Source organism: Alishewanella sp. BS5-314 (assembly GCF_025377695.1).
GTDB lineage: Bacteria > Pseudomonadota > Gammaproteobacteria > Enterobacterales > Alteromonadaceae > Alishewanella > Alishewanella aestuarii.
The window spans coordinates 670637-694457 of sequence record NZ_JACEHJ010000001.1 but is presented as its reverse complement, the minus strand read 5'-3'; the positions used below and the strand labels follow the sequence as shown (position 1 = coordinate 694457).

The window sequence follows — 23821 nt, the reverse complement described above, 5'->3', positions numbered from 1 at the left end:
TGTTCAGTTAAGAATGCGCTCCTTATTAAGCTGCTCAATTGGCAGGGGTTTTCCAATATGAAACCCCTGTACCATATCAACATTCAGCTCAGTCAAGCAGTCTAAAATAGCTTGCTCACTAACAAACTCTGCAATAGTTTTAATGTTAAGGCTGCGTGCCATATCAATAATACTTTTGGTGACTAAGCGACTGTTTTCATTTTTTACGATTGTCTTGATTATAGAGCCATCGATCTTAATATAGTCGGGCTTTATTTCGACCAAATACGCAAAGTTTGAATAACCACTGCCGAAGTCGTCTATCGCAATTTTGGCACCGAATTTTCTAACCTGCTTGATAAAGTCAGCCACGCTGTTGAAGTCCTGAATCGCTTCTGACTCAGTGATTTCGAAAATCATGTTGGCACCACCATATTGGTGCAACTTATCAAAAATAAAATTTTTGGTTTGCTGGTCTACAATATCCTGAATCGACAAATTAACTGAGATAATGCAGTTCAGCAGGTTTGCGGTATCAACCGAAATGGTTACTACTTCTCTTGTCAGTGCGCCGTACAGGCGGGTCTTCTTGATATGTTGTAAAAATTCTCCCGGTGATAACAGGCTGCCATCTTTGGTATTAATGCGCACTAATGCTTCGTATTTGGCGGTGTTTTGGAAACTGTCTTTGACATAAGCCAGCCGCTGAAATACCGCAGTGAGGCGTTGCTCCGCCAAAGCATTACGCACTTCTTCGATACAGGAGTATGCCCTTGTACTGGTTAAATCATGTTTTGTCTTAACGACACTGGCAGTGGTGTAACTTAACTTGGCATCTGTCAGGGCGCTCTCTGCCAAAGCCAGAGCGTGCGTTTCAGAAATGCCAACGCCCATGCTAAGCGTAATATCAAAAGACTTTGCATCTACATCAACGCTATGTTCTTCGATCTGAGCTTTTAACTTTTCACACCGCCTGATAAAAACCGTGGTGTCTAAGTTTGTCATGGCAAGTAAAGCAAAGGTTGCACCATTAATCCGGTAAGGCTCAATTCTAAGGTAATAGCTATATTCCTTTAACCGGCCGGCGATAGCTTTTATGATGTCGTCACCATGCTCCATTCCCCAGACATCATTGAGTAACTTAAAGTTACGCACATCAATCATAGCCAGAGCGGTTCTTTGTTGGGTCTTTAAGTCTGCAGAGAGTTTGGTGCGATTCGGCAGGCCGGTAAGGGCATCTGTAGTATGCATCTTTATAGTTTGCCGGGCCTTCACCACGTCAGTAATATCCTGGCGGATACTCAGAAAGCTGGAAATATTTTGCTGCTCGTCCAGCAGTGGTACGACGACAGTTTTTACGTAATACCCGGAGCCATCTTTACGTTTGTTCAGCATAAGCCCCTGCCAGGGCTTTTTTTGGGTGATAGTTCGCCATAAGCTGTGATGCACTTTTGCCGGCATAGCAGGATTTTTAATAATACGGTGGTTTTTTCCTAACAATTCATGGCTTTTATAGCCGCTGATTTCCTCAAATTTTTTGTTTACATAGGTAATATTGCCATGCGGATCAGTCATGGAGACGATAGAGCTATAGTTCAATGCGTACTGTTGTTGCTCCAGAAAAATCATCGCCTCGTTTAATTCTGCCCCGGTAGTTTTAGCTAAAAATGCCAGCGTTTGTAATGAGTTGGGCGTTGCAGTGACCGGTCGTAATGTAGTGAACTGCAACTCAATAGTTTCCGCTTGCTCGGCTAAAACTAACAGAGTGCTGGAAAGGTTATGCAGACTGAAATGCTGCTGTTCTGTGGCAAATTCGCCATACAAAAAGCAACCGTTGGCTTGATTTAAGCTACCAAGCTTCGAAACTTCCTGCTCAATTTGCTGTTGCATAAAAGTTTTCCGGGCAGCACATGAATAGATCAGTGACACTATGCCGTTTTGTTGCTTGAACTGTTGTATTTCTGTGCTCAATCCATGCAGATCAGCAAAGGAGAAATAAACCTGATCGTTAACTTGCAGGTTGCCGGCTAAAATTACACCTTGTTTGTCTGACGTCATGCCAACAGGTGCCCGCAAAAACTGTTGCTGGCCTCTTTTAATCAGGAGTGGGAATTCCATTACTGTATTCGGGAAGCCACTTGTAACATGCTCACCTAAATATTTTCGATAGATCTCCAAAACAGGGGTGTTATCGAGGCTGTAAAGAACATTATTTTTTACCGAAGTGACAGTAAACTTTTGGCCAATCGGGTGCCAGCCGCGGTAACTTATCAAGCTTGCTTGCAGTTTCTCGCCAGATAGTGCAATCCCTACTAAACCGTGCTGATAGAGCTTATCTTCTAACAGCGTAAAAGTACTGTGAAAAACATTATTATCTGCAGCGTACCCTCCGGTAATTAAACAGTCTAGGTATTGTTGGTTAAGCGAGCTTAAAAGCGGCTCTGCGCTATCCTGTAATGCATTAGCAAAACAAATCATTACTTTAGGATGTAATCTTGGCGGCAGAGTGTGGATAGTATCTATACCGGCCGTCAGAGCAGAGTAAAATGGTATAACCTCAATTTCAGTCTCAAAAAGAATGATGTCAATCACAATGGCGTCAGATACGCAGGTACCACGATAAATTTCTCCAGCCGTGGAAGTACCGATCAGCACAAAGTGAGGAAGGCTGGCTTTAAGTATCCGCTGTACGTGCAAGGTTTCGTCCGGGCTACGCCCGGAAAATAGCTGAACAATGCCGCGACCTGAACTCAGCCTGCGCTCGGACAAGTAAGCCTGCAGCTCCTGTTCCGAGCGATAAATCAGGTTTAGGGTGCGCATGGCTAGGTCCCTTGTTGTGTTGCCCAAAACTGATTGGTTAGCTGATCCAATCTTCTGGTGATATTGACAGTCCTCTCCGCAACTTTGCCGCTTAATTTAACGGCATCCAGATTTTCTTGCGCATTGCTTTTGATATTAAGCACGCTTTCACTGACTGAGTTCGCAACCGATGTTTGTTCATTCACTGCCCGTGCAATTTGATCGCTCATACCGGAAATCGTGCTAATCGCATTCAGGATGTTTTCCAGCGCCTGCGCCGTGGCATGACTTTTGGCAACACTTTGTTCCGCTGCCGCTTCACCGGATCGCATGGCACTGACAGCTTGCCGAACACCGCTCTGTAACTGCTCAATGACGTTGCGGATTTCCTTAGTTGATGCTTGAGTACGATTAGCTAGAGAGCGCACTTCATCGGCAACAACCGCGAAACCCCGGCCGAGTTCTCCTGCCCGTGCCGCTTCAATAGCCGCATTTAATGCCAGTAAATTGGTCTGGTCGGCAATGGCGAGAATTACGTCGAGGATTTTTTCAATTTCATTACTACTAACGGCAACGTTATTGATGACCTGCGACGCAGAGTGAATGAGACGTTTCAATTCATTAATGGTACTGGCATTTTCATCAACGACCTGTTTGCCGGAGTTGGCAATTGCCAGTCCGTCAGCTGAGGCGGTAGAGGTTTCTGCTGCGTTGATGGATACGCTTTGGATACTTACGGCCATTTGTTCCATCGCTGTTGCAACCTGCTCTGTTTGTTCAAACTGACGTAAGGTGCCATTTTCGGATTGTGTTACGGCGGCACTCAAACTCTGGGCATTTTCACTTAGGGTTGACGACATATCATTGATGCGGCCAATTAATGCTGCGTTCTCAGATTCAAGTTTTTTAACCGCCAGTAACAAGGTCCCGGCCTCATCATTTCGACCGCTGTAGACATAGCGCGCGACCTTGTCTTCAGAAATGGTTTTGAGTTTTTGTAAGGCAAGCAGCAGCGGCTGGCTGAAGGCAAATATAGCGGCACAGACAACCAGGGTGCTAAATATTGTGGCTAACAGTACGAATAAGGCGGAGTAGTTTAAGACATAAACCAGTACCGGCAACAGTAAGCTGGCAATGAGAGCAAAGGTAATCTTGGTGGGTAGCGATAATGAATCTTCCAGCTTACGTAGAGATTTTCCAGCCTGGATTGCGGCGTAAACTTCTTCTGCACGAGCAATAAATTCGGGTTTCGCTTTACGCCTTACTGATTGATATTCCTCGGTTCTACCATTCTTTTTAATTGGCGTAGCATAAGCATCAACCCAGTAATGGTCACCGTTTTTGCATCGGTTTTTTACAATACCCATCCAGGATTTTTCGGCGCGTAAATCAGCCCAAAACATTTTAAATACTGCGGGCGGCATATCCGGGTGGCGAACAATATGATGGTTCTGACCAATTAACTCTTCTTTGGTGAAGCCGCTGATGTCAATAAAGTCTTTGTTAATGTAGGTGATTTTACCCTCAAGATTTGTCGTAGATAATATATTGGCTTTAGGTGAAAAACTTAGTTCTAGACCCGTTACCGGTAAATTCTTTTTCATTCCAGCTCCGATTTTTATAATTGTTATACAAAAAGTAGGGTTACTTTATTAAACGAGGGACCAGAGAATTAGATCAGTAATATCCATGTTGTTTTCATGGTTAAATATATATTAATTTAGTTTTTGATCAAGTAGTGATTGTCTATACAAGTTTTTATGCGTTGAGAGGTGGTTTTTTAGAGATAAACGGATTTGAATTGATATTTCGAGATTAAAGATTTTTAGGATCTACCCCCGAAGCTCGCTTCGAGGGTGGATCCTTTCATTAAACTTTAAATTGTCCAACCAAAGTCTGTAGCCTTACCGCCAGCTTAGCCAGCTCATCGCCGGCACTGGCGGTTTGTTTTGCGCCTTCTGCAGTCGCATCAGCAGATTGGCTGATATTGACAATATTGCGATTAATTTCTTCCGCTACTGAGCTTTGTTCTTCAGCGGCAGTGGCGATCTGAATATTCATATCATTGATATTAGTCACCGCGTTACTGATGGTTAGCAAGGCGTTTTCCGCTTGTGCGGCTTGAGTTAACCCTTGTTGTGCCTGCTTTTGCCCTTGCTGCATCGCTTTGACCGCATCGTGGGCACCTGTCTGCAGGCGCTCTATCATACTTTGAATTTCTAGTGTCGATGCCTGGGTGCGGGATGCCAGGGTGCGCACTTCATCGGCAACGACCGCAAAGCCGCGACCCTGTTCACCCGCTCTGGCGGCTTCAATTGCCGCGTTTAGCGCCAGTAAGTTTGTTTGCTCGGCGATGCCGCGGATCACATCCAATACCGAACCAATCTTGGTACTCTCCTCAGATAGACGGCTGATAACCAGTGCGCCGTTTTCCACTTCCTGTGCCAATGTCTGAATCGTATGCAGTGTATGTTGCATTACTTTGCGCCCATCCTGGGTTTGTTTATCCGCGCTTTGTGCTGAGCTCGCCGCCAAGGCTGCATGGTTGGCCACTTCCTGCACTGTGGCTGTCATTTGATTCATGGCCGTGGCTACCTGTGCCGTTTCCGATTGCTGACGTATTACTTCTTTACTGGTTTGGTCGGTGATCGAGGACATTTCTTCAGACGCGGTACTAATTTGTTCTACAGAGCTGCGAATTTGCTGCACCATAGTCTGAACTTTGGCAGCAAATTGATTGAATGCTCCGGCCAGAGCGGCAATTTCATTGTTGCCAGCCTGCGGCAGTCTACAGGTCAAATCACCCTCACCCTGAGCGATATCATGCATAGCATTAAAGGCGCTATTGATCGGCACCGTAATGGTTTGACTAATAAAATATGCTAGAACCAGACCGATAATAATGGCTAATGCCGATACGCCCAGCGTCACCATCCGCGCCTGATTAAGCGCTGTCACATAGGTGCTGCGATCCATACTGACTTCGAGGACACCTATTACTTTCCCACTATAATCTTTTACCGGATTTACTAGTACCGCAAATTGGCCATTAGCTGTGGTTACCCGCTCAATCTGGCTGCTTTGCAGGGCTTGTTGCAGGGTAGTGTTCGTGACGAGTGCGTCCCCATCGCGCGAACCACCGAAGCGCTTAAATGCATTACTGTCAATCAGGTACAGGGCCAGGTCTACACCATATTTAGTCTTAAATTGTTCGAAAAATGGCTGTCCGAACGACATACCAAATTCAACGGAGCCTAAATGACGTCCCGACAGCATTATCGGACTTATCCCTCTGATCCCCAGCCCCTCAGCGCCAAATTCTAAGCCCTGAACTGCACGTTGGCTGCGATTAGTTTCTACCACCGTTTGCCGGAAGCCTGATAAATCATCTCCGAAGCGATCCGGTCGATGTACTCTTAGCCATGACGTAGCAGGTGGGGTATGGATTTGAAACTGCACAGCGCCAAATTTCTCACGCATTACTGCAAAGGCAGGTTGTAATTGCGTCGTCAGGTAGTCGCGTTCGCTATCGGCAAAAGCCTGTTGTAACGAGCTGATGTTAGCATAAAAAGTACTTAGGGCGACTGCTAACCTGCCTTCAGATGCGATCTCTGCTTCGGCACTAATGGCAAGTTGTCGTAGCTCACTCTCTTCGGCAGTGTGAATGGTCGAGTTAATTTGATAAGACACTACAGGTACTATCATACCCGCCATCAATAGTAGGACTATGGTAAAGCCAAGGCCTATTCGTTTGCCGATCGAAAAGTTGTTTAGCAGAGTGTTGAGCATAGTTTTATCCATTTAGCTGTTATGCGGCGGCGTGTCATGTTGGATGAGAAAATTGTTTTGTATTCAATTTCGTGTCACGCTAGTTTTACTTTAGTCGTTATTAAAGTAAATGTTGGTAATATCGGCAATAAAAAACGGAAAATAGTCGTTGCTGCCAAACTGGTTACCTGCTTCGACATGGGTGGGTAACCGAAAGCCGGCAAAGTCTTTAAACTGGCTGAGATAGCCGCCAAAGGGCTGTTCGCGGTAAATTTTTTCGGGGTTGGCATTGCTCCAGCGTTGAAAGGTCACTGCGCTGGGCTCACCATTTTCCTTTAGTGTTAACACGGCACTTTGACACAGCTGCTGATACTGTACTGTCACTTCAATTTCCGTGCTGCTGAGTTGGCGCCAGACAATGCCTGGCGCCGGTAGTAGCGCAGCCGGTGACCAGAACAACGCTTCCGCAATATAGCGGCCGAAGGCTGCGCGCTGATGGTCCGCATTTGCGCCAAAGCGGGCCACAGGGACGATGCCGAACAGCCAAAAACGAGTCCAGCTTTCACTGTCTGAACCTGAAAGTCTTAGCCAGCCTTTCTGGGCCTGCATTTGCCAGATAAAACCGGTTGGCGCCGCCAAAACTTGCCTGGCAGACATGCGCAGATAATTGGGGGCTTGTTTATTCCCCAGCGAGAACCAGCCTTGCATTCGGATATCTGCTACGCGGTAAAGGGGCGTCCCGGCTGCGATACTAAAATTGAAGTAACGTTGAACGCCTTCCGGTTGCTCTGTCAGCATGCTGGTGGCAAATTGCGGCGGTTGCCGGGGTTGCTGTTGCCGCAAATAGTTAATATGGTGCTGCTCCCGGCTGGTGTCGGAAAAGCGTAGCAGGAGCAACGCAAACATCGGCAATAAGATAACAAACCACAACATTTTGCTAGTCTCCGCTACTCGTTGTGAAATGGGGGCGGCGGCGAATTCTCGCCGTTGCTTTAGTGGCAGGATAACCGAGCCGGATCAGCATTTGCGGTGCTTGGTTACCGAATAGCTGGCTCACCCTTTGGCGTAAATTTGGCTCCTGTAATGGCTGATTCAGGTACGATGCCTGTAAACCATGAACTGCAGCTTGCAGCAACAGCTGTTGCAAGGCTTCACCGGCACCGAGCCAGTCTCGTGCTTTATCATTTTGTGTACAGAGCAGGCAGACCACAGCACTGTTTAAACACAGTTGCCGGTTACTGTTTGCGACCATCTTACCCAGGTTAGCCCGGCGTATTAGCCAGCTGGCAAAAGGTTGAATGACGCCGGGCAGCGTTAAACCTTCACCTGTACTGGCAGGTTTTAGCCAGCTTGCTAACTCAGCGCGCCAGGTTGTTCTTGCCCATTGCTGTTGATCGCCCTGGGCAACCCAGATCGCCAGTTGCGAAATCTGCTCCGGTGCCAGTTGGATTAACTGGGCGTGCTGCGCGGCGACCAGGCGACTTAGTTCTGGCAGTACGGTATCAGCTAAGTTGTTGGGTAAAAATTTTGCCCGGTGAGTGAAGCGTTTGGCCAGGTAAGGGCTAAAGGTTGCAAGGGGGAGGGCGGCAGTGCTTTTGAGCAGGGTGATAGCGGCCAGCAACGCCGGTTGGTCAGGATCCGGTAGGTACATTACCTCGGTTGACATGCCTTCAGCTGCTGCCGCAACCTTAATATTAAATAATGCGCAACCGCAGCTAATCAGTAATTCACGGTTGTCTGGATCGTTGTCCGCTAAGGCTTTGCTGAAGTCGGCAAATAGCAGTAGCTGTTCGTTGTGCCAGCCAAAGCGCCAGGGCTGGGTATTGTGGCTCGATGGTGCCAAACAAGCCGTCTATGGACTCCCCCTCTATTGCAAGCACAAAGTGATCAAATTTGGCGGTGAATGACTGCAAACGTCTATTCGGCTCGTGAGATTCATGGTTTTGCCATGCTCCAGCCCTGATAACTTTCGCGCACAGGTGCCTCATCGCGTCAACGGTAATGAATACCGGGCTTGTTATCAGGCCCTTCCTGTGCACGGTCGTTGCCGCTTTATTTATCCACTTTGTAGTGCAATTCTTTGGTTGAGAGTTATTGTTAACTCGCTGTTTTTACTAATATGTTTCTTCTACATCATATTGCTAAACCTAAAGCATCTTGCTGCTGCTTTGCCATGATTGCCCAGAGCATTCTGGCTTGTTTTGCGGCGATAGCCACCGCAACAACATTATTTGGCCGTCGCTCTTGTAGCTTATAAATCCAGTCAAACATGGGTGTTGTTTGCGTGGACTTTTGTGCTCGGCTGGCGGCTAACATTACCGTTCGGGCACCTTGAACCAGGAGTGTTCGCAAATAGCGGTCACCGCGTTTAGTAATCGCCCCCAGCTGGGTTTTACCACCGGATGAATTCTGTTTAGGTACTAAACCGAGCCAGGCTGCAAACTGTCTGCCGTTTTTAAATACCGAGACATCACCTGCAGTAGCCACAGCAGCACTGGCGGTAATGCTACCGACACCACAGAGCTCAAGTAAGGCTTTTGCAATGGTATCTTGCTTGCTCCAGTCTTCAATCCGTTTGTTGAGCGCAGTAATCCTCGTCTCTAAATCGGTTAATCTATCTGCGAGGTCGGCGATGCTCTGGCGAAATAGCAGCGGTAAGATTTCCGATTCAGCCACCAAAGGCAACGTTTTAGCCAGTGCTGCGCGGCCCTGATTAATCACAATACCAAACTCGTGCAGGTAGCTTCGGATTTGGTTCATCAGTGAAGTACGTTCCCGTACCCACTGGTCGCGCATACGGTGCATGACGAGCACAGCTTGTTGTGATTCTGATTTAACGGCAACAAAGCGCATATTCGGTCTGGCTAACGCTTCACAAATGGCTTCTGCATCATTGGCATCGTTTTTACCGCCACGCCGATAGGGTGCAACATATTGCGGTGTCATCAGCTTTACCGTATGGCCAAGCTTAGTGAGCTCACGCGCCCAGTAATGCGAGCCACTGCAGGCTTCAATGCCGATAAGCATCGGTGGTTTATTGGCAAAATATCGCAGCATTTCGTTTCTGGCTAACTTTTTAACCATGATGGTTTCACCAGATTTAGCATTAACGCCATGAATTTGAAACACGATCTTTGCAATATCGACCCCACAACGTATAGACTGTTCCATGCGACTTCCCCTCACTTGTGACTGTTTGTTTTGACACTCTCAGTGTGGCACATCGATGCCGGATAGTGAGGGGGAGTCCATGTTATTGCGTTTAGCAGACGCTCTAGTAAGGCCGGGTTGAGGTTGCTCATTGCATCAATTTCGTCAATTTATCTGCTGGCCAGTGTAGCGACTTTGGCCGCGGCGGGGTTAAAAATTGCGCACTTCTTTGATACAGATCCGTTTTCGCAGCCTTGAACTACCTGTGACCAATTGGAGCAGGTAGCCAAAGATTAAATACTGCTCACCCAGTCTGGCAAATAGTCAATTGCCCAGGTTTCCATGACTTTGTCAAAGCCAGTAAAGATCATCAGGGCTATCAGCAATAAAGCATAACCTAATAACTTGCGGCCAAAACTACCAGAGCTGCGCAGCTTGCTAAGCTTTACGCCAGCAGCGTAGCCAATAGCAACCAGAGGTAAGGCAGTGCCTAAGCCGAATGCCAGCATTACACTGAACGACATAAACATATTCTGGCCAGTTGATGCCAGGGCAATGGCGGCACCAAGAGTTGGGCCAACACAAGGTAACCAAACCAGACCAAGTGAGCCGCCGACCATAAACTGAAATGCGGGATGCTCGCTACTTTCATTAATCTGACCACCGGCCGGTAAACGGCTGGTTAGGCGGGATAGCAGGTTTGAAAACTGCATCGATAACCACTCAACGGTTAGCACCAAACCCATTGCCAGCATAAACCAAGCAGCGAAGGTGCGCATAATATCGGGCGATAATCCTGCACTTAGCAGCAGGTATGTCAGCAGTGACCCGCCAATGGCGAAGGTTAGTGCTAAGCCTGCTGCTAAAAACCAGACACCGGTGCGCGATGCTCGCATCGCTGAGGCGGTTACTGCCGGAATCATCGGCAGTACACAGGGTGAAAGCAGGCTTAATAAGCCTGCTAACAGTGCCAGAGGAATGGCGGTAAACTCCATTATTAGTTCACACCCTTATCATGATCGCTTAAGGCAGCAAATAGCGGTTTTTGACGAGTTTCTGCAACGTTAAACCATACTTGTTGTTCGCCACGGTATAAAACTAAGGTGGATTGGCGCGGCGCTTTAAAATAGGTTACCCAATCTTTCTGGTTATCAAAATCGACCTCTAACACCAGAATTTCGCTGTTGGGATTAGCGGCAAAATAGTCGTTTAATACCTTGTGTTGCTTGCGGCACGTTGGACACCAGGGGGCGAAAACGTCAATTAATACCAGCTTATTGTCTGCTTGCGCTTGGCGGAATACCTCTTCAGTAAAGGGTTGTTTATGCTTAGCCAGATGTTCGGCTGCAGCAGTAGCCGGATTAAAAAAGAATACGGCAGCTAAAATAGCCAGTACAGCAACGCCAGCAGTGGTAAGGATTTTAATGTTCATAGGAACCTCTCTGTGGTTAATAGGACAGGTTCAGTGTAGAAGGTTGAGTTGGGACCAACATCAGCCAGAACAACGGTGTAATCAACCAAAACACCGGTGGTGTAATAAGAAAGTTAGTTTTGTAGTGACCGGAAGTCACCCGGCGAAATGCCGTGTTGTTGTTTAAAGAAGCGGATAAAGGCAGTAGCTGATTGATAACCAACTTGTTCGGCGATGCGATCTAGGCTTTGTTCGGTGTGGATCAGTAGGTAGCGGCAACGTTGTAAGCGCAGGGTATCGAGTAACGCTTTGGCGGTAGTTTGCATCACTTTATGGCAACGCTCGGCAAAGGCACTTTTCGATAAAAATGCCAGTGCTGCCATACTTTCCACCGTCCACTCCGCTTCGGGTTTGGCCATAATGGCTAGCACTACCCGGCGTAAAGCCGGATCTTTCAGAGCGGCCAGCATGCCATGATTAATACTGTCGTCGGTCAGAAGTTGGCGTAGTAAGTGCAGCACTACTACGTCACTTAGTCGGCTGATTGCTGCCTGATAGCCGGGCTGGCGAGCTTTTGCTTCAGACTGAATGAGATGGATTAGTGGCCCTAACTGGCCTTTTTGTGCATGGGCTGGTAGATGGATATAATCAGGCATTACCTGAAATAAATTCGCGGTAAGTGGCGATTCAATGCTGATATCGTAACAAACCAAGCCTCGCTCGAGATGTTCAGGTACACAGTAGGGCGCTAGCTCAACTTTTTGGGTATGTTCGGTAACAGGTTGATCACTCAGCCAGTGCCGAATGCTATGACTAAAAAAAATGGCATCACCGGCATGCAACTGAATTTGTTCCTGCAATTTACCAGGAATGGCCATCCACAATTTGCCAGCCGTTACGACATGCAAAGCAGCTTTGTCAGACTTACTACTTAGCATATTCCAGTTATCGCAAAAGCCAGATTCAAAATGTAATTCTGACCCAAACGCCAATTGCCCCAGCAGCTGCTCCAGCGCTTCCGGTGTTTCAGTTGATAAGGGCGTTGTTTTGGTCATTGTAGAGGTAGGTCCGGCTTTCTAAACTGTATCAAGTATTTAGTCTACGGCTTATGCAGCGCTTTGCAAAGTCAAAATCGTTACGGGAATACGCAATGACACAAATTCTTCTTGCCAGGCCACATCCTTTTATCGTGTCAGAAATGCTGCCTTTTTTGCAGCAAAATAATATTGCAGCTGAAAAATTGGAGAGGTTGGCTGAGCTTGAGCACAAAATTGTACGCAGTAAAGCAGCTGTGATTTCGCTAGCGCTGTCATCACCCTTACCAGAGTCTGCTGAACAGGTTTTAGCGGCGATTAAACAACTTAATCCTCGCTTACCGCTGGTGTTCGCCAGTATGTTGCCTTTGGAGCGTGTGCAGCGCCAATTGCTACAGCTACTGCAGCCTTATGATGCCGCTCCTGCTATTTTAGCTGTCGGATCTGTGGTAGGTATGGCAACTCCCGGGCGGAGCAACACCGCTTTGTATTTCAGTAAAGATGATTTAGCCGATCCACAAATCCGCAGCGCTTTTGCTAAGTTGTTGCAAGCGCATATCCACTAGGAGGCTTTGTCCTCTAAGGAGTTTTGCCGTGCTTAACTGGTTTAGACGTCAAAAATATAGCGATCCGGCTGTGGTAGATACCAATCAACTTAGCAAAGACTTGCTTGCCAGCTTAATGGTGATGGCATGGTTTGTTGAGGCCAAAGATCCTTACACAGGAGGACACTTATGGCGGGTATCCCGTTACGCAAATTTGTTGGCACGGGCAGGCTTACTGCCGGAGGCAGACGTTGCAAGGATTACATTAGGTGGCTTTTTGCATGACTTGGGTAAGGTGGCTGTGCCCGATGCAGTATTGGGAAAATCTGGCAAGTTGTCTGATGATGAATTCGCCATCATAAGAACGCATCCTGAAGCCGGTGGGCGTTTGTTAGCCGGGCACCCGCTCGGTCATTTGGTACGGCCAGCGGTCGAACTTCATCATGAACGACCAGATGGTAAAGGTTACCCGTACGGTTTAACTGCTGCGATGATCCCTACCGATGCAGCTATTGTCAGCATATGTGATGCCTTTGACGCCATGACCAGCCTGCGTCCTTACCGGCAGCCGTTACCTCTGGAAAAGGTACTGGCTATTTTACGACAAGAGACCGGCACACAATTCAACTCTTTCTGGTGTGCCCGTTTTATCGATCTGGCGGAGCAAGGAGCCTTTACTGACATTCTAGGGCATACCGATGATGGTATTCCACTTCATACTTGTCCCCACTGTGGTCCTACAGTAGTCCGACAACGGCATCATCATGCTGGTGATGTACTGGCATGTAATTTGTGTCACAGCGAAATGAGATTAGTTGAGCAGCAAGGACAGCTAGCTGTGGTCGCCACAGGTAAAAAAGCGCCTGCGGATTTACAACAACCTCAGGCTGATAAGGTTTTGATAAAGAATATTATTGAAGCCTCCCTGGCGCAGATCCCAATAACTCAGCTTGTAAGATTATCTGATGCGTCGGCTGTTTAGCGTTATAACCAGCCGGCATATTGTACTTGCCGCCATCAAAGTGTCTTTAATAGTGGGTACGTTATTGAATCTGATTAACCAATTTGATGCCTTGTTGGGTGAACAGGAGTGGCGTTTGGGCATGGCAGTGCTCAACTACCTGGTACCCTATCTGGTCTCCTCATACAGCGGCGCGGTACAAATAATCAAAAAGGAATAGCCTGTGCTACAGCAGATTATTGAACAAAACTTCAGTCAACTTGGTTATATCGACGGTATTCTTCGACAGGTTAGTGCTGCTGATTACCAAAAAGTTCTGGCGCTACCCGGCGAGCCAAGTGTTGGCAAGCACGTACGGCATGTGTTGGGACATTATCAACAGCTGCAACAAGGGCTGCAAACCGGGATGCTGGATTATCGCCAGCGTGAACGGCAACAGCTGATTGAAACAAACCCACTCGCCGCTTTAGGGTTGTTACAACAACAACTTGACTGGCTAGCAACATTAGCAGGCTGTGAAGCAATACCAATATTTCATTACCAGTGTGCTGAGGGAAAAGGTCATAGCTGTTTGCTACGGGAGCTGGATTTTGTTGCCAGCCATACTGTGCATCATCTGGCAATATTACAGATTGTGCTGTTGCAACTCGGCTACCAGCTGCCTGCCGAGGCAGGGGTGCATAGTTCAACCCTGGAGTATCGGCGATGTGCACCTTAAGCTGGCAATACCGGGAAGACGGTTTACATTTGCTGTTTAATCGTGACGAGCAAATACAGCGTCCGGCGGCCCTGTTACCAGAGCGCTATCAGGAAAACGGTGTCACAGCATTAATGCCGCTTGATCCTGTGGCCGGTGGCAGTTGGCTGGCAGTTAATGAACTCGGACAAGTTTGGTGTCTGTTAAATGACTATACCAAAGGAAGTCGAGTGGCTACAGCAGGTTTATCCAGTAGGGGCATGTTGATTAAAGCACTGGCGCATATGTCGGCACGTCAGCAGCAAGATACCCTGCTACAGGTGGATAAACTGCAAGCCTATGCCCCCTTTAAACTGGTGTTATTTCAACAGCTGCAAGAGCCGATCGTCTGGCATTGGAATGGCCGTAGTCTAACGCAGCATCTGGCAGTCCGCTCGCCCATCTCGAGCTCTAGCAAATTACCTGGGGTGATCCCAGCGTTACGGCGTTGGTATTGGCGGGCTAAGGTGAAAGACATAACCACAGCTGCCGAGCTGCTGACTTTGCAGCGCAGTAGCAAACCAATTAATGCTTTTTGTGGTTTGGCGATGCAGCGCAGCACCAGCCAGACCGTCAGTACCTGCTATCTGCACTGTGATGCCAACGGTGTCAATTTCCGTTATTGGCATGGACATCCCAATACCCAACAGCTGCAGCCAGACACCAGTTTGCAGCTGACTTGGACGACTGCTTTGCATTTGCAGCACAGTGGTTACCGGCCAATTGATTTACCGCAACTCGCTAAAAGCGCGGTGCCAGCTTTTGCGGCACGTCTTCGTCCCTGGCAGTGGTATGGATTACAGCATTGCCTTGCGCAGCGACAACTTAACCAGGCTTTACAACAATTAAGTGCACAACCCGACCAACGATTCTGTGACAGCGCACTGCAGTATTTGCGGGTGGAGCCGCAGTTAGTGGCTTGTCGCTGGCCCAGTGCAGAAAGCCGGCCGGTATTTGTCGCCAACCATCCGACCGGTGGTTTAGACGGGCTAATGCTGATCGCCTTACTGCAAAAACGTTATCCGAATTTACAGGTGGTGGCAAACGACTTGCTGCAAGCGATAGTGCCATTACAAGCTAATATTTTGCCGGTGTCGGTATTTGGCAAGCCTGCCGCCGCTGTACCACAGCTGACAGCCGCTTTTGCTTCTGGTCAGCCGTTACTGATTTTTCCTGCCGGGCGCACAGCCCGGTTTAATGCGCAGCATCAGCTCGATGATGGGGTCTGGGCTAAACTGGCGATTACGCTATGCCGACGGGAGCAACGTAGTCTGACGTTAATCCATATCGATAGCCGCAATTCCCGGCTGTTTTATGCGCTGGCGGCGCTTCGCCTGTGGTTTGGCATTAAGACAAATTTGGAGATGCTACTGCTAAGCCGGGAGATGTTAAAGCCGGCCGTGAAGCACCCCAAGATCTTTGTTGATGTGCCGATGCATCCGGTCGAACTTGATGCGCTGGCCGATACCGACTGGCAGCGGGCACAGCGACTGAAGCGCCGCGGTATGCAATTACCGATTTTATACAAGGAGCAACAGGATGCAGCAGGCTATACCTCTTGCGGCCGCAGTCGCGGCTGAGTCGATGCAAGCTGAGTTAGGCGGGTTAACACCGTTGGCGACTTTCCGTGGGCTACTTATTTTTAGTGCCGATGCGTCGGATATCCCCAGTACAATGCAGGAGATCGGCCGGATCCGCGAAGCGGTATTTCGCCAGGCTGGCGCGGGGCGCAACCTGCCACGGGATCTTGATGATCTGGATTACACCGCTCCTGCTTACCAGCAGTTACTGGTTTGGGATCCTGAGCGACTGCAACTGGTCGCCATGTATCGCTATCAATTGGGGTGGTTGGCGGCCGATGCGGGGCTACACATTTTACGGACCAGTCAATTATTTAGGTATAGCGAGGCTTTTCGTGCTCAGGTCTTGCCTTACGCTATTGAATTAGGCCGCTCGGTGGTGAATCCGGCTGCCGCGGCACATACGCTTGGCTTTTTTGCGCTTTGGTTGGGCTTGGGAGCGTTATTGCGTCGGCATCCGCGATTACAGTATTTTTTTGGTAATGTGACGCTGTACCCGCAACTGGGAGAGGCAGCGATGCAACATATAGTGCAGTTTTGCCAGCAGCTATATCCACCGCCAGAGCCCATGCTACAGGCGCTGCCAGAGCTGCTATATCGCAGCAAGCCGATGATGGTTGACGCCGAATTATTGCATTCCGCCCCCTCAGAGCGGATTAAAGCACTTCAATACGGTTTACAGGCATTGCACTGTCGAGTTCCACCAGTGCTGCAGTCGTATTTAAGTGTTGGCAACGGCATTTGGTTTGATGATGCCGCACTGGATCTCGATTTTGGAGCCGCATACGAGCAAAGCATTATCGTCCCCCTACACGCGTTAAGTCATGCCTTTCGGCAACGTTTTCTTGATTGTCAGCTATAACAGGAGAAATACCATGCAGCACTTTCCAATACTTGACCGCGATAGCGCCCCGGAACAAAGCCAGATCTTACTGGATGCTACCGCCAAAACGATGGGCCGAGTACCAAACTTATTCGCCGTTATGGCGGCTGCGCCTGGCTTACTGGCCGGCTACCAGCAGTTGCATCAGTTGGTGATGGAGAACAGCTTTAATGCCACGGAAAAAACCGTGGTTTGGCAAACCATTAACTTAGAACATGGCTGTCATTATTGTGTGCCGGCACACGCTGCCATTGCGGCCATGCTTAAGGTAGAGCCCGCTATAGATCAAGCTTTGCGGCAGCGGCAACCGTTACCAGAGCCGTTAGCTAGTTTGCAGCACTTTACGCAGTTAATGGTGCAACAGCGCGGCCAGGTCAGCGAGCAGGATGTGGCGCAGTTCCTGAGCGCCGGCTATCAGCCGCGGCAGGTGCTGGAAATTGTGCAAATGATTGCGCAAAAGGTGATGAGCAATTACACCAATCACTTGGCGCAAACGCCGCTGGATGAAGCTTTTAGAGCCTTTGCGTAATTGACAACGCAGGTTACAACATTGAAACTGAAGACTATCTCATCTAAGGTTAAAATGACGCATGTTAAGTTACTTCCAGCAACAACGTCTGACTTTACAAAGTGGCACTGCCTTGCCGGCGACGCAGTCTTTACTGCAGTTAGCCGGGCAGGCGGAGCTTGAGGCGACGCTCAATCCCAAGCCTGATGCCGCTGCCGTGCTGGCAGCGATAGCGCAGGCCTATCAGGACGGCTATGAGCAGCAGGCGTCAACCGAGTTTGAACTACAAGGTATTGCTTTTGCCGGCAGTGGCGACCCTTTGTTGGCCCTGGAGCTGCTGTCACAAGTATTACCGGCTTTTAAAGCACAGCGCCATGGTGTGCCGGTTACACTGGTGACTTATGGCCTGGTGCCGGCTGCAGAGGCAGAACAGCTATGCCAGCAGTTAGTGGCGCTGGAAGTCGAGCGGCTGGAAATCTATTTTCCGGCTGCGAATCCTCCGGCCTATCAGCAGGCGGTACAGCCACAGCAATACGGCTTTGCCGACGTTTGTCAGTTTATTCATACTGCCGCCGAAGCGGGATTACAGGTAAGCTGCTTTGCCTATGCCCCGGTAAAACAGGCCAGTGAAATCCGCGCGCTGGCCAAAGAGTTGGGGGCGCGGGACTGGCAGCTACGGGACCCTGGCTAAGCACTAAATTATTACCGCCGCAGCGGCGGTAATGGCGCGCCAGCCCAATAAATTCAAAGCTATCCATTTTTATGATTAAACCAATCGGTATTAATCATTTTGTCATTTTTCTGTCATCCACTACCTTTTTAACACCGCATTACACTCCCGCTGCAAGCGCCGAGTGTGGTTAAAGCCTTAATTTTATACAAATAATTGCCGCAGCTTAGCTGCAGCCTGTTTGTGTTGCGCCATTTTGGCGCTTACTAATCCAGAGGTAGAAAAAATGACCAATAAAAAACGCCCAATTTTGTCCGCTTTAACGCTGGCAGTAACCCTTGCCATTGGCTCAAGTGCCGCTGTTGCCAAAGCAGGGATGACCGACAATCAGTTCTGGTGGCCGGAGCAACTGAATCTGGCGCCGCTGCGCCAGCACAGCGTCGAATCTAACCCTTATGGCCCCAACTTCAATTACGCCGAGCAGTTTAAAACCCTCGATCTGGCGGCGGTAAAAAAAGATATTGAAACCCTGCTGACGACGTCGCAGGACTGGTGGCCTGCTGACTGGGGACACTATGGTCCCTTTATGATCCGGATGGCCTGGCATAGTGCCGGCGTATACCGGATCTTCGATGGCCGCGGTGGTGCCAATGGCGGCCAGCAACGTTTTGAACCGCTAAACAGCTGGCCGGATAATGCCAACCTCGACAAAGCTCGCCGCCTGCTGTGGCCGATTAAACAAAAATACGGCAGTAAAATTTCCTGGGCCGATCTGATGGTATTAACCGGTAATGTGGCGCTGGAGTCGATGGGCTTTAAAACCTATGGTTTTGCCGGTGGCCGCACTGACGATTGGGAAGCCGAAATCGTGAACTGGGGCGCAGAGAAGCAATGGCTGGACAGCAAACGCTATAATGAAAAAGGCGAGCTGGCCAAACCGCTGGGTGCCACCCAGATGGGCTTAATCTATGTTAATCCGGAAGGCCCGAATGGGGTGCCGGATCCACTGGCGTCAGCTAAAGAGATCCGCGATACCTTTGGCCGGATGGCAATGACCGATGAAGAAACCGTGGCGCTGATTGCCGGTGGCCATACCTTTGGTAAGGCGCATGGCGCACACAAGCCGGAAGACTGTGTTGGTAAAGAGCCGGCAGCGGCCGGGTTGGAAGAGCAGGGCATGGGCTGGACCAGCAAATGCGGTAAGGGCAATGCCGAAGATACCGTGACCAGTGGTTTAGAGGGGGCCTGGTCCGCTAACCCAACGCGCTGGACCACCCAGTATCTGGATAACCTCTTTGCCTTTGACTGGGTGCAAACCAGGAGCCCGGGTGGTCATATTCAATGGATCCCGGCCAATGGTCAGGCTGCCAACCTGGTACCGGATGCGCATATTGCCGGTAAACGTAGCGCACCCATTATGTTTACTACCGATATCGCACTAAAAGAAGATCCGATTTACCGCGAAATTTCGCTGCGTTTTAAAGAAGATCCCAAGCAGTTTGAGCTGGCCTTCGCGAAAGCCTGGTTTAAGTTAACCCACCGCGATATGGGGCCGATCAGCCGCTATCTGGGGGCCGAAGTACCAAAAGACGCGCTGATTTGGCAGGACCCTATTCCGGCAGTTGATCATAAACTGCTCGAAGCTCGCGATATCGCCGCTCTGAAAGCCAAGTTGCTGTCATCCGGTTTAACGGTACAGCAGCTGGTAAAAACTGCCTGGGCTTCTGCTGCCAGCTTCCGTGGTACCGATATGCGCGGTGGAGCTAATGGCGCCCGCTTACGCCTAGAGCCGCAAAAAGACTGGGCTGTTAATGATCCGCAACAGCTGGCGCAGGTGTTAGCGGTGCTGGAGAAAGTACAGACCGACTTTAACAAAACCCTGCGTGGCGGCAAAAAGGTATCGCTGGCCGATGTGATAGTACTGGGTGGTGCGGCAGCGATTGAAAAAGCCGCCAAAGATGCCGGCTTTACCATTACGGTACCCTTTACACCGGGACGCACCGATGCCAGTCAGGCGCAAACTGATGCCGACTCCTTTGCGGTATTGGAGCCAAAAGCCGATGGCTTCCGTAACTTTTACAGCAGCGACGCTATCTATTCACCGGCAGAAGCTCTGGTAGACCGTGCCAATATGCTGACCTTAACGGTGCCGGAAATGACGGTACTGGTCGGTGGTTTGCGAGTGTTGGATGTGAACAGCGGTGGCAGCAAGCACGGGGTCTTTACTGATAAGCCGGGTCAGCTGACTAACGATTTCTTCGTTAACCTGCTGGATATGTCGACCCGCTGGGCGAAAGCAGAGCAGGAAGGCTTGTATGAAGGTTTTGACCGTAACAGCGGTGCACGCAAATACACCGCCACCCCGGTTGATCTGGTATTTGGTTCACACGCTGAACTGCGGGCAGTGGCGGAAGTGTATGCCGCTAACGACGGTAAAGAGAAGTTTGTCCGCGACTTTGTGGCCGCCTGGAATAAGGTGATGACCTTAGATCGCTTTGATCTGAAAAAGTAAGCTTAGCCACAATACCAAGCCCCGCTCGTCGGGGCTTTTTATTATGGCTTCGGCGTCAGGCTTTTAAGACAAAGGTATTACGACCGGCTTTTTTGGCGGCGTATAAGGCTTCGTCCGCACGCTTTAATAGCTGCATCACTGGCTCGCCCTTTTGCTTAACACAGCAACCCAGACTGATGGTGACATTAACGGTTTTTTCCGCGCCATTACTGCCGCGCGCTTTTTTGCCGGCGTTGCTGTCTTTGGGTCTGCTATCGTTGCGGATCACCAGTGGGTAGTCAGCGATCGCCAGGCGCACCTCTTCCAGCTTTTCTTCGAGAGCGGCTTTTTTGTTATGGCTAAATACCAGTGTAAACTCCTCACCGCCATAGCGGTAGGCGGTTAGACCTTTTACCTTACCCAGAATAGAGCCGAGTAATTTCAGTACCTGATCGCCGACATCATGGCCATAGGTATCGTTAAACTTCTTAAAGTGGTCGACATCCAGCATACAAACGGCACTGTTTCGTCCCAGGCGGTTAAGGTGTGCCATCAGGGCGCGACGCTGCGGCAGCTGTGTCAGTTCATCAATATAGGCCAGATGTAACATCTGAAACGCCAGTGCCAGCAGGATCGCCAGACAGGCGGCGACCAATGGCCAGTTTGCCAGAGCGGTACCTGCCGGCAAGGCCAGGTCTAATACCAGCGCCAGAAAGATCGCAAACTCGCCCCAATATGCTGCCTTGCGCGGTTTAAGGTTAATGGCAATGAGCCACAGGCCAGCGAGAATACTAAAGCACCAGCCGTGTAACCAGGTCAGACTGCTGCCGCTAACAGGCGCTTGCAGTACGACAGCGGGTAAGTCCGCCCGCTGCACTGCGGCAGCTAATGGCAAATACTGACCAAGCAGCAATAACAAAGGCCCTGTCAGCAGCAAGGCCAGCCCGGATGGTTTTAGCGGTGAAGGTTTGGGGATCAGGGCCAAAAGCAACATCAGCAGCGCACACAGTAAGGGTAATAGCGGTAACTCGCCGATAGCTGCTGTGTTTTGCGTGAGCCAGAAGTAAGTGGCTAACAGAGCCAGCCAGTAAAACCAGTCGGTTTGCCGCATCAGCAGGCTAAGCAGACCAATGCTGGCCAACGCGATATAACCGGTTTGTGGAAAAGGCAGTAGGCTAAATAGCGCCAGGTCGGGCGCCACTCCCTGAGCCAGAAGTAACAGCAGCACAGGTGATAAAATGATCAGGGGCACAGGTACCTCAGTGTGTTAGCCTGACAGCTTAGTCTGTCAGGGAGTTCTCTGGTAGCAGAGGGGGATCTTCAAACTGATAGGGGCAGCTTTGCCCGATAAAACTGGCACCAGGTTCAATACTCAGTTCATTGGTATATAAGGTACCTGTTACTGCCGCTGATTGTAAAATATGAATTGCCGGCACGGTGCACTGACCGCTAAATTCGCCTTTGATAAAAAGTTTAGCTGCCCGGATCTCACCTTGTACTTTGGCGCCGGCAGCGATAATGACATTACTGCTACTGACGATATCACCTTTAAAAGTACCTGAGATTTGTAGTTCGCCACTCAGCTCCAACTTGCCCTCAAGCGCGCAGGTGCCGGAGATCAGAGTCATCTGTTGGATAGCGGCGGGTTGGTGTTTAGAGAAAAAAGGCATCGATTCAGACTTCGCTAGTTAGTGAGTTAGCGTACAAAGGGCATGGCAGGATAATGATCCTGTTTGCTTAGTCCGGTGAGCTTACCCAGTAATTCACGTTGCGCCGCCAGCAACTTACCGCTTTTCTCATTCAGTGAGTGACAAAGCCGCGATTTCACTGCCAATTCATGCAGCAGGCGTTGCACCGCGGGTTGCACCGCCGCTGGCAGGAGGCTGACCAGTTGTTGCATCCCCGGTTTATCCGCACGCAGCCCCAGCAGGGAAAACCATTGTTCGCGTTGCTGATGACTGTGGCTGAGAGCTTCCATCAGTGCCAGAGCCTGCTGATTCAGCGTTTCCAGTTGCACGGTATTGCGTTCACTCATCGCCTCGTACTGCAGTTGCAACACTGTGGTCAGAGTATCCAGGCGCCTTTTGTCTTGCTGCAGGCTACTGACAACCTGCTTTACCATCTGGTTTTTCATCGCTTGAACAGATCCAGCACGTTCTTATGCATGTCCAGCATGGATTCAATTAATTGTTCATCCTGCAACGCCAGTTTATCTTCAGCCAGAGCTTTCTGGATCAGCGATACCTTGTCAAGGTCTACATCGCTGGTATTCGCCAGATTACTGAAAGATTGCTGCAGCTGCTGACTGGAGGCACTCACCTGACTCGATTCCGCTTTATCGGTAACCCGCTTTACTGCATCCTGCTGCGGTGGTACTACCGGTTGTTGCTCATGGCTGACTTTGTTAACAGCTGATAGTTGCAAAGAGTTATTGGCATCAATATTCATAGTTGCGCTTCCGCGTAAGGTCCTTACCAGTACTAAGCGACCGGGTTAAACAAAAACTTTAATTTCTTTTTGCGATTGTTTCTACCAGATTCTCGCCAGTCACTACTGCTTCTATCGTCATCCCGGAACTGTTATTCCGGACCTTGATTTTCTGTCCCAGTTGGCCATTTTCCAGCGCCGTGCCCTGGGTACTGGCACTAAAGCCGTCCAGGTTAACGGCGATCGTGATAATGGCGCCGTTATTAACCAAAAAATGCTGACTCAGTAAGTGCCGGCCAACCGGTTGGCCGGTGCTGATGCGCCGTCGTACTTTCAAGCCTTGCAGGGCTTCGGTTGCTAACTCGAAGCCATGTCGTAGCTGACTGATTTCATAGGGCGCCAGCTGCAACATATCCGGATGTAAAATTTCGTCCCGTTCGATGGTCCGGCTGGCTACCACTAAGTTCACCCAGACTTTGATCTGTACCACAGCCCGGCCCTGCCAATGCTGGCCCGGTGCCGTGCATTGCAACTGATAACTCAGCCGGCCTAATGGTGGCTCCTGCGCCTGCCGCCGGCTAATGTGCAGGCTTGGACAATCCGGCATGCCGGCCGCTGCCCCTGATACCTTTACATCAATCTGCTGCTTTTGGGCTTTAGTGCCCACTTGTTGTAAGTAACGCTGTAGCTCGCGAGAACTCTGTTCATGTAGCTGTTGCTCAACTGACTTTGCAACAACGGGTAGCGCAGACAGCCCCAGCATGGTTAAGAGCAGGAAGTGCAGGCAATTCCGTAGCGGAAGTATTGCTTCCGCTTTGGCGTAAAAAATACGCAGTGAATTTCTGTAAGCTATTGAACTTATTGAGCTTGAAAAGCTGG

General features: G+C 49.6%; 23 protein-coding genes. 9 read left to right on the top strand and 14 right to left on the bottom strand.

Annotated elements, in window-relative coordinates:
* Window positions 1-3: 3 nt before the first annotated feature.
* The 9 genes from H1D31_RS03230 to H1D31_RS03190 form a co-directional block, all read right to left on the bottom strand.
* On the bottom strand, window positions 4-2799 hold the full coding sequence (locus H1D31_RS03230; protein ID WP_261255973.1) for an EAL domain-containing protein: 2796 nt from the start codon (window positions 2797-2799) through the stop codon (window positions 4-6).
* Between the two features lie 2 nt (window positions 2800-2801).
* Window positions 2802-4382, bottom strand: a complete 1581-nt coding sequence (locus H1D31_RS03225; protein WP_261255971.1) for a methyl-accepting chemotaxis protein — start codon at window positions 4380-4382, stop codon at window positions 2802-2804.
* 265 nt (window positions 4383-4647) lie between these two features.
* On the bottom strand, window positions 4648-6567 hold the full coding sequence (locus H1D31_RS03220) for a methyl-accepting chemotaxis protein (protein WP_261255969.1): 1920 nt from the start codon (window positions 6565-6567) through the stop codon (window positions 4648-4650).
* A gap of 90 nt (window positions 6568-6657) precedes the next feature.
* Window positions 6658-7479: a DUF6544 family protein gene (locus H1D31_RS03215; RefSeq protein WP_261255968.1), complete on the bottom strand. Its 822-nt coding sequence runs from the start codon at window positions 7477-7479 to the stop codon at window positions 6658-6660.
* Between the two features lie 4 nt (window positions 7480-7483).
* A complete protein-coding gene (locus tag H1D31_RS03210) occupies window positions 7484-8389 on the bottom strand; it encodes an Acg family FMN-binding oxidoreductase (protein WP_261255966.1) in 906 nt (301 codons plus the stop codon).
* A gap of 290 nt (window positions 8390-8679) precedes the next feature.
* On the bottom strand, window positions 8680-9717 hold the full coding sequence (locus tag H1D31_RS03205; protein ID WP_008951932.1) for an IS110 family transposase: 1038 nt from the start codon (window positions 9715-9717) through the stop codon (window positions 8680-8682).
* A gap of 272 nt (window positions 9718-9989) precedes the next feature.
* Window positions 9990-10691, bottom strand: coding sequence for a cytochrome c biogenesis CcdA family protein (locus tag H1D31_RS03200; RefSeq protein ID WP_261255961.1), 702 nt, complete (start codon window positions 10689-10691; stop codon window positions 9990-9992).
* Window positions 10692-10693: 2 nt separating this feature from the next.
* Entirely contained in the window at window positions 10694-11128 is a 435-nt protein-coding gene (locus H1D31_RS03195; RefSeq protein ID WP_261255958.1) for a thioredoxin family protein, read from the bottom strand.
* Between the two features lie 113 nt (window positions 11129-11241).
* Window positions 11242-12162: an AraC family transcriptional regulator gene (locus H1D31_RS03190; RefSeq protein ID WP_261255956.1), complete on the bottom strand. Its 921-nt coding sequence runs from the start codon at window positions 12160-12162 to the stop codon at window positions 11242-11244.
* A 95-nt stretch (window positions 12163-12257) separates the two neighbouring features.
* Here H1D31_RS03190 and H1D31_RS03185 point away from each other — a divergent pair, with 95 nt between their 5' ends.
* The 9 genes from H1D31_RS03185 to katG all read left to right on the top strand — a co-directional run bounded on the left by H1D31_RS03185 (window position 12258) and on the right by katG (window position 20536).
* Window positions 12258-12707: a hypothetical protein gene (locus tag H1D31_RS03185; RefSeq protein WP_261255954.1), complete on the top strand. Its 450-nt coding sequence runs from the start codon at window positions 12258-12260 to the stop codon at window positions 12705-12707.
* A 28-nt stretch (window positions 12708-12735) separates the two neighbouring features.
* Window positions 12736-13668: an HD-GYP domain-containing protein gene (locus H1D31_RS03180; protein WP_261255952.1), complete on the top strand. Its 933-nt coding sequence runs from the start codon at window positions 12736-12738 to the stop codon at window positions 13666-13668.
* Window positions 13652-13867: a nitrate/nitrite transporter NrtS gene (gene nrtS, locus H1D31_RS03175; protein WP_261255950.1), complete on the top strand. Its 216-nt coding sequence runs from the start codon at window positions 13652-13654 to the stop codon at window positions 13865-13867. The genes H1D31_RS03180 and nrtS overlap by 17 nt, the downstream gene beginning before the upstream one ends.
* Before the next feature lie 3 nt (window positions 13868-13870).
* Window positions 13871-14365, top strand: coding sequence for a hypothetical protein (locus H1D31_RS03170; RefSeq protein ID WP_261255948.1), 495 nt, complete (start codon window positions 13871-13873; stop codon window positions 14363-14365).
* Entirely contained in the window at window positions 14353-15963 is a 1611-nt protein-coding gene (locus tag H1D31_RS03165; RefSeq protein ID WP_261255946.1) for an NRDE family protein, read from the top strand. The genes H1D31_RS03170 and H1D31_RS03165 overlap by 13 nt, the downstream gene beginning before the upstream one ends.
* Entirely contained in the window at window positions 15923-16825 is a 903-nt protein-coding gene (locus H1D31_RS03160) for a GNAT family N-acetyltransferase (protein WP_261255944.1), read from the top strand. The genes H1D31_RS03165 and H1D31_RS03160 overlap by 41 nt, the downstream gene beginning before the upstream one ends.
* Before the next feature lie 13 nt (window positions 16826-16838).
* Window positions 16839-17375 (top strand): carboxymuconolactone decarboxylase family protein, encoded by a 537-nt coding sequence (locus H1D31_RS03155; RefSeq protein ID WP_261255942.1) that lies wholly within the window; start codon window positions 16839-16841, stop codon window positions 17373-17375.
* Window positions 17376-17436: 61 nt separating this feature from the next.
* The gene (locus H1D31_RS03150; protein WP_261255940.1) at window positions 17437-18045 is read left to right on the top strand and encodes a hydrolase TatD; all 609 of its coding nucleotides are present in this window, start codon (window positions 17437-17439) and stop codon (window positions 18043-18045) included.
* Between the two features lie 265 nt (window positions 18046-18310).
* On the top strand, window positions 18311-20536 hold the full coding sequence (gene katG, locus H1D31_RS03145; protein ID WP_261255938.1) for a catalase/peroxidase HPI: 2226 nt from the start codon (window positions 18311-18313) through the stop codon (window positions 20534-20536).
* 55 nt (window positions 20537-20591) lie between these two features.
* On the opposite strand, the gene H1D31_RS03140 is transcribed toward katG, so the two are convergent.
* The 5 genes from H1D31_RS03140 to flgA all read right to left on the bottom strand — a co-directional run bounded on the left by H1D31_RS03140 (window position 20592) and on the right by flgA (window position 23705).
* Window positions 20592-21767, bottom strand: a complete 1176-nt coding sequence (locus tag H1D31_RS03140; protein ID WP_261255936.1) for a GGDEF domain-containing protein — start codon at window positions 21765-21767, stop codon at window positions 20592-20594.
* Window positions 21768-21795: 28 nt separating this feature from the next.
* A complete protein-coding gene (locus H1D31_RS03135) occupies window positions 21796-22143 on the bottom strand; it encodes a polymer-forming cytoskeletal protein (RefSeq protein WP_261255934.1) in 348 nt (115 codons plus the stop codon).
* A gap of 68 nt (window positions 22144-22211) precedes the next feature.
* Window positions 22212-22649 (bottom strand): flagellar protein FlgN, encoded by a 438-nt coding sequence (locus H1D31_RS03130; protein ID WP_261255933.1) that lies wholly within the window; start codon window positions 22647-22649, stop codon window positions 22212-22214.
* Window positions 22646-22963: a hypothetical protein gene (locus tag H1D31_RS03125; protein ID WP_261255931.1), complete on the bottom strand. Its 318-nt coding sequence runs from the start codon at window positions 22961-22963 to the stop codon at window positions 22646-22648. The genes H1D31_RS03130 and H1D31_RS03125 overlap by 4 nt, the downstream gene beginning before the upstream one ends.
* A 58-nt stretch (window positions 22964-23021) precedes the next feature.
* Window positions 23022-23705 (bottom strand): flagellar basal body P-ring formation chaperone FlgA, encoded by a 684-nt coding sequence (gene flgA, locus H1D31_RS03120; RefSeq protein WP_261255929.1) that lies wholly within the window; start codon window positions 23703-23705, stop codon window positions 23022-23024.
* Window positions 23706-23821 lie beyond the last annotated feature (116 nt).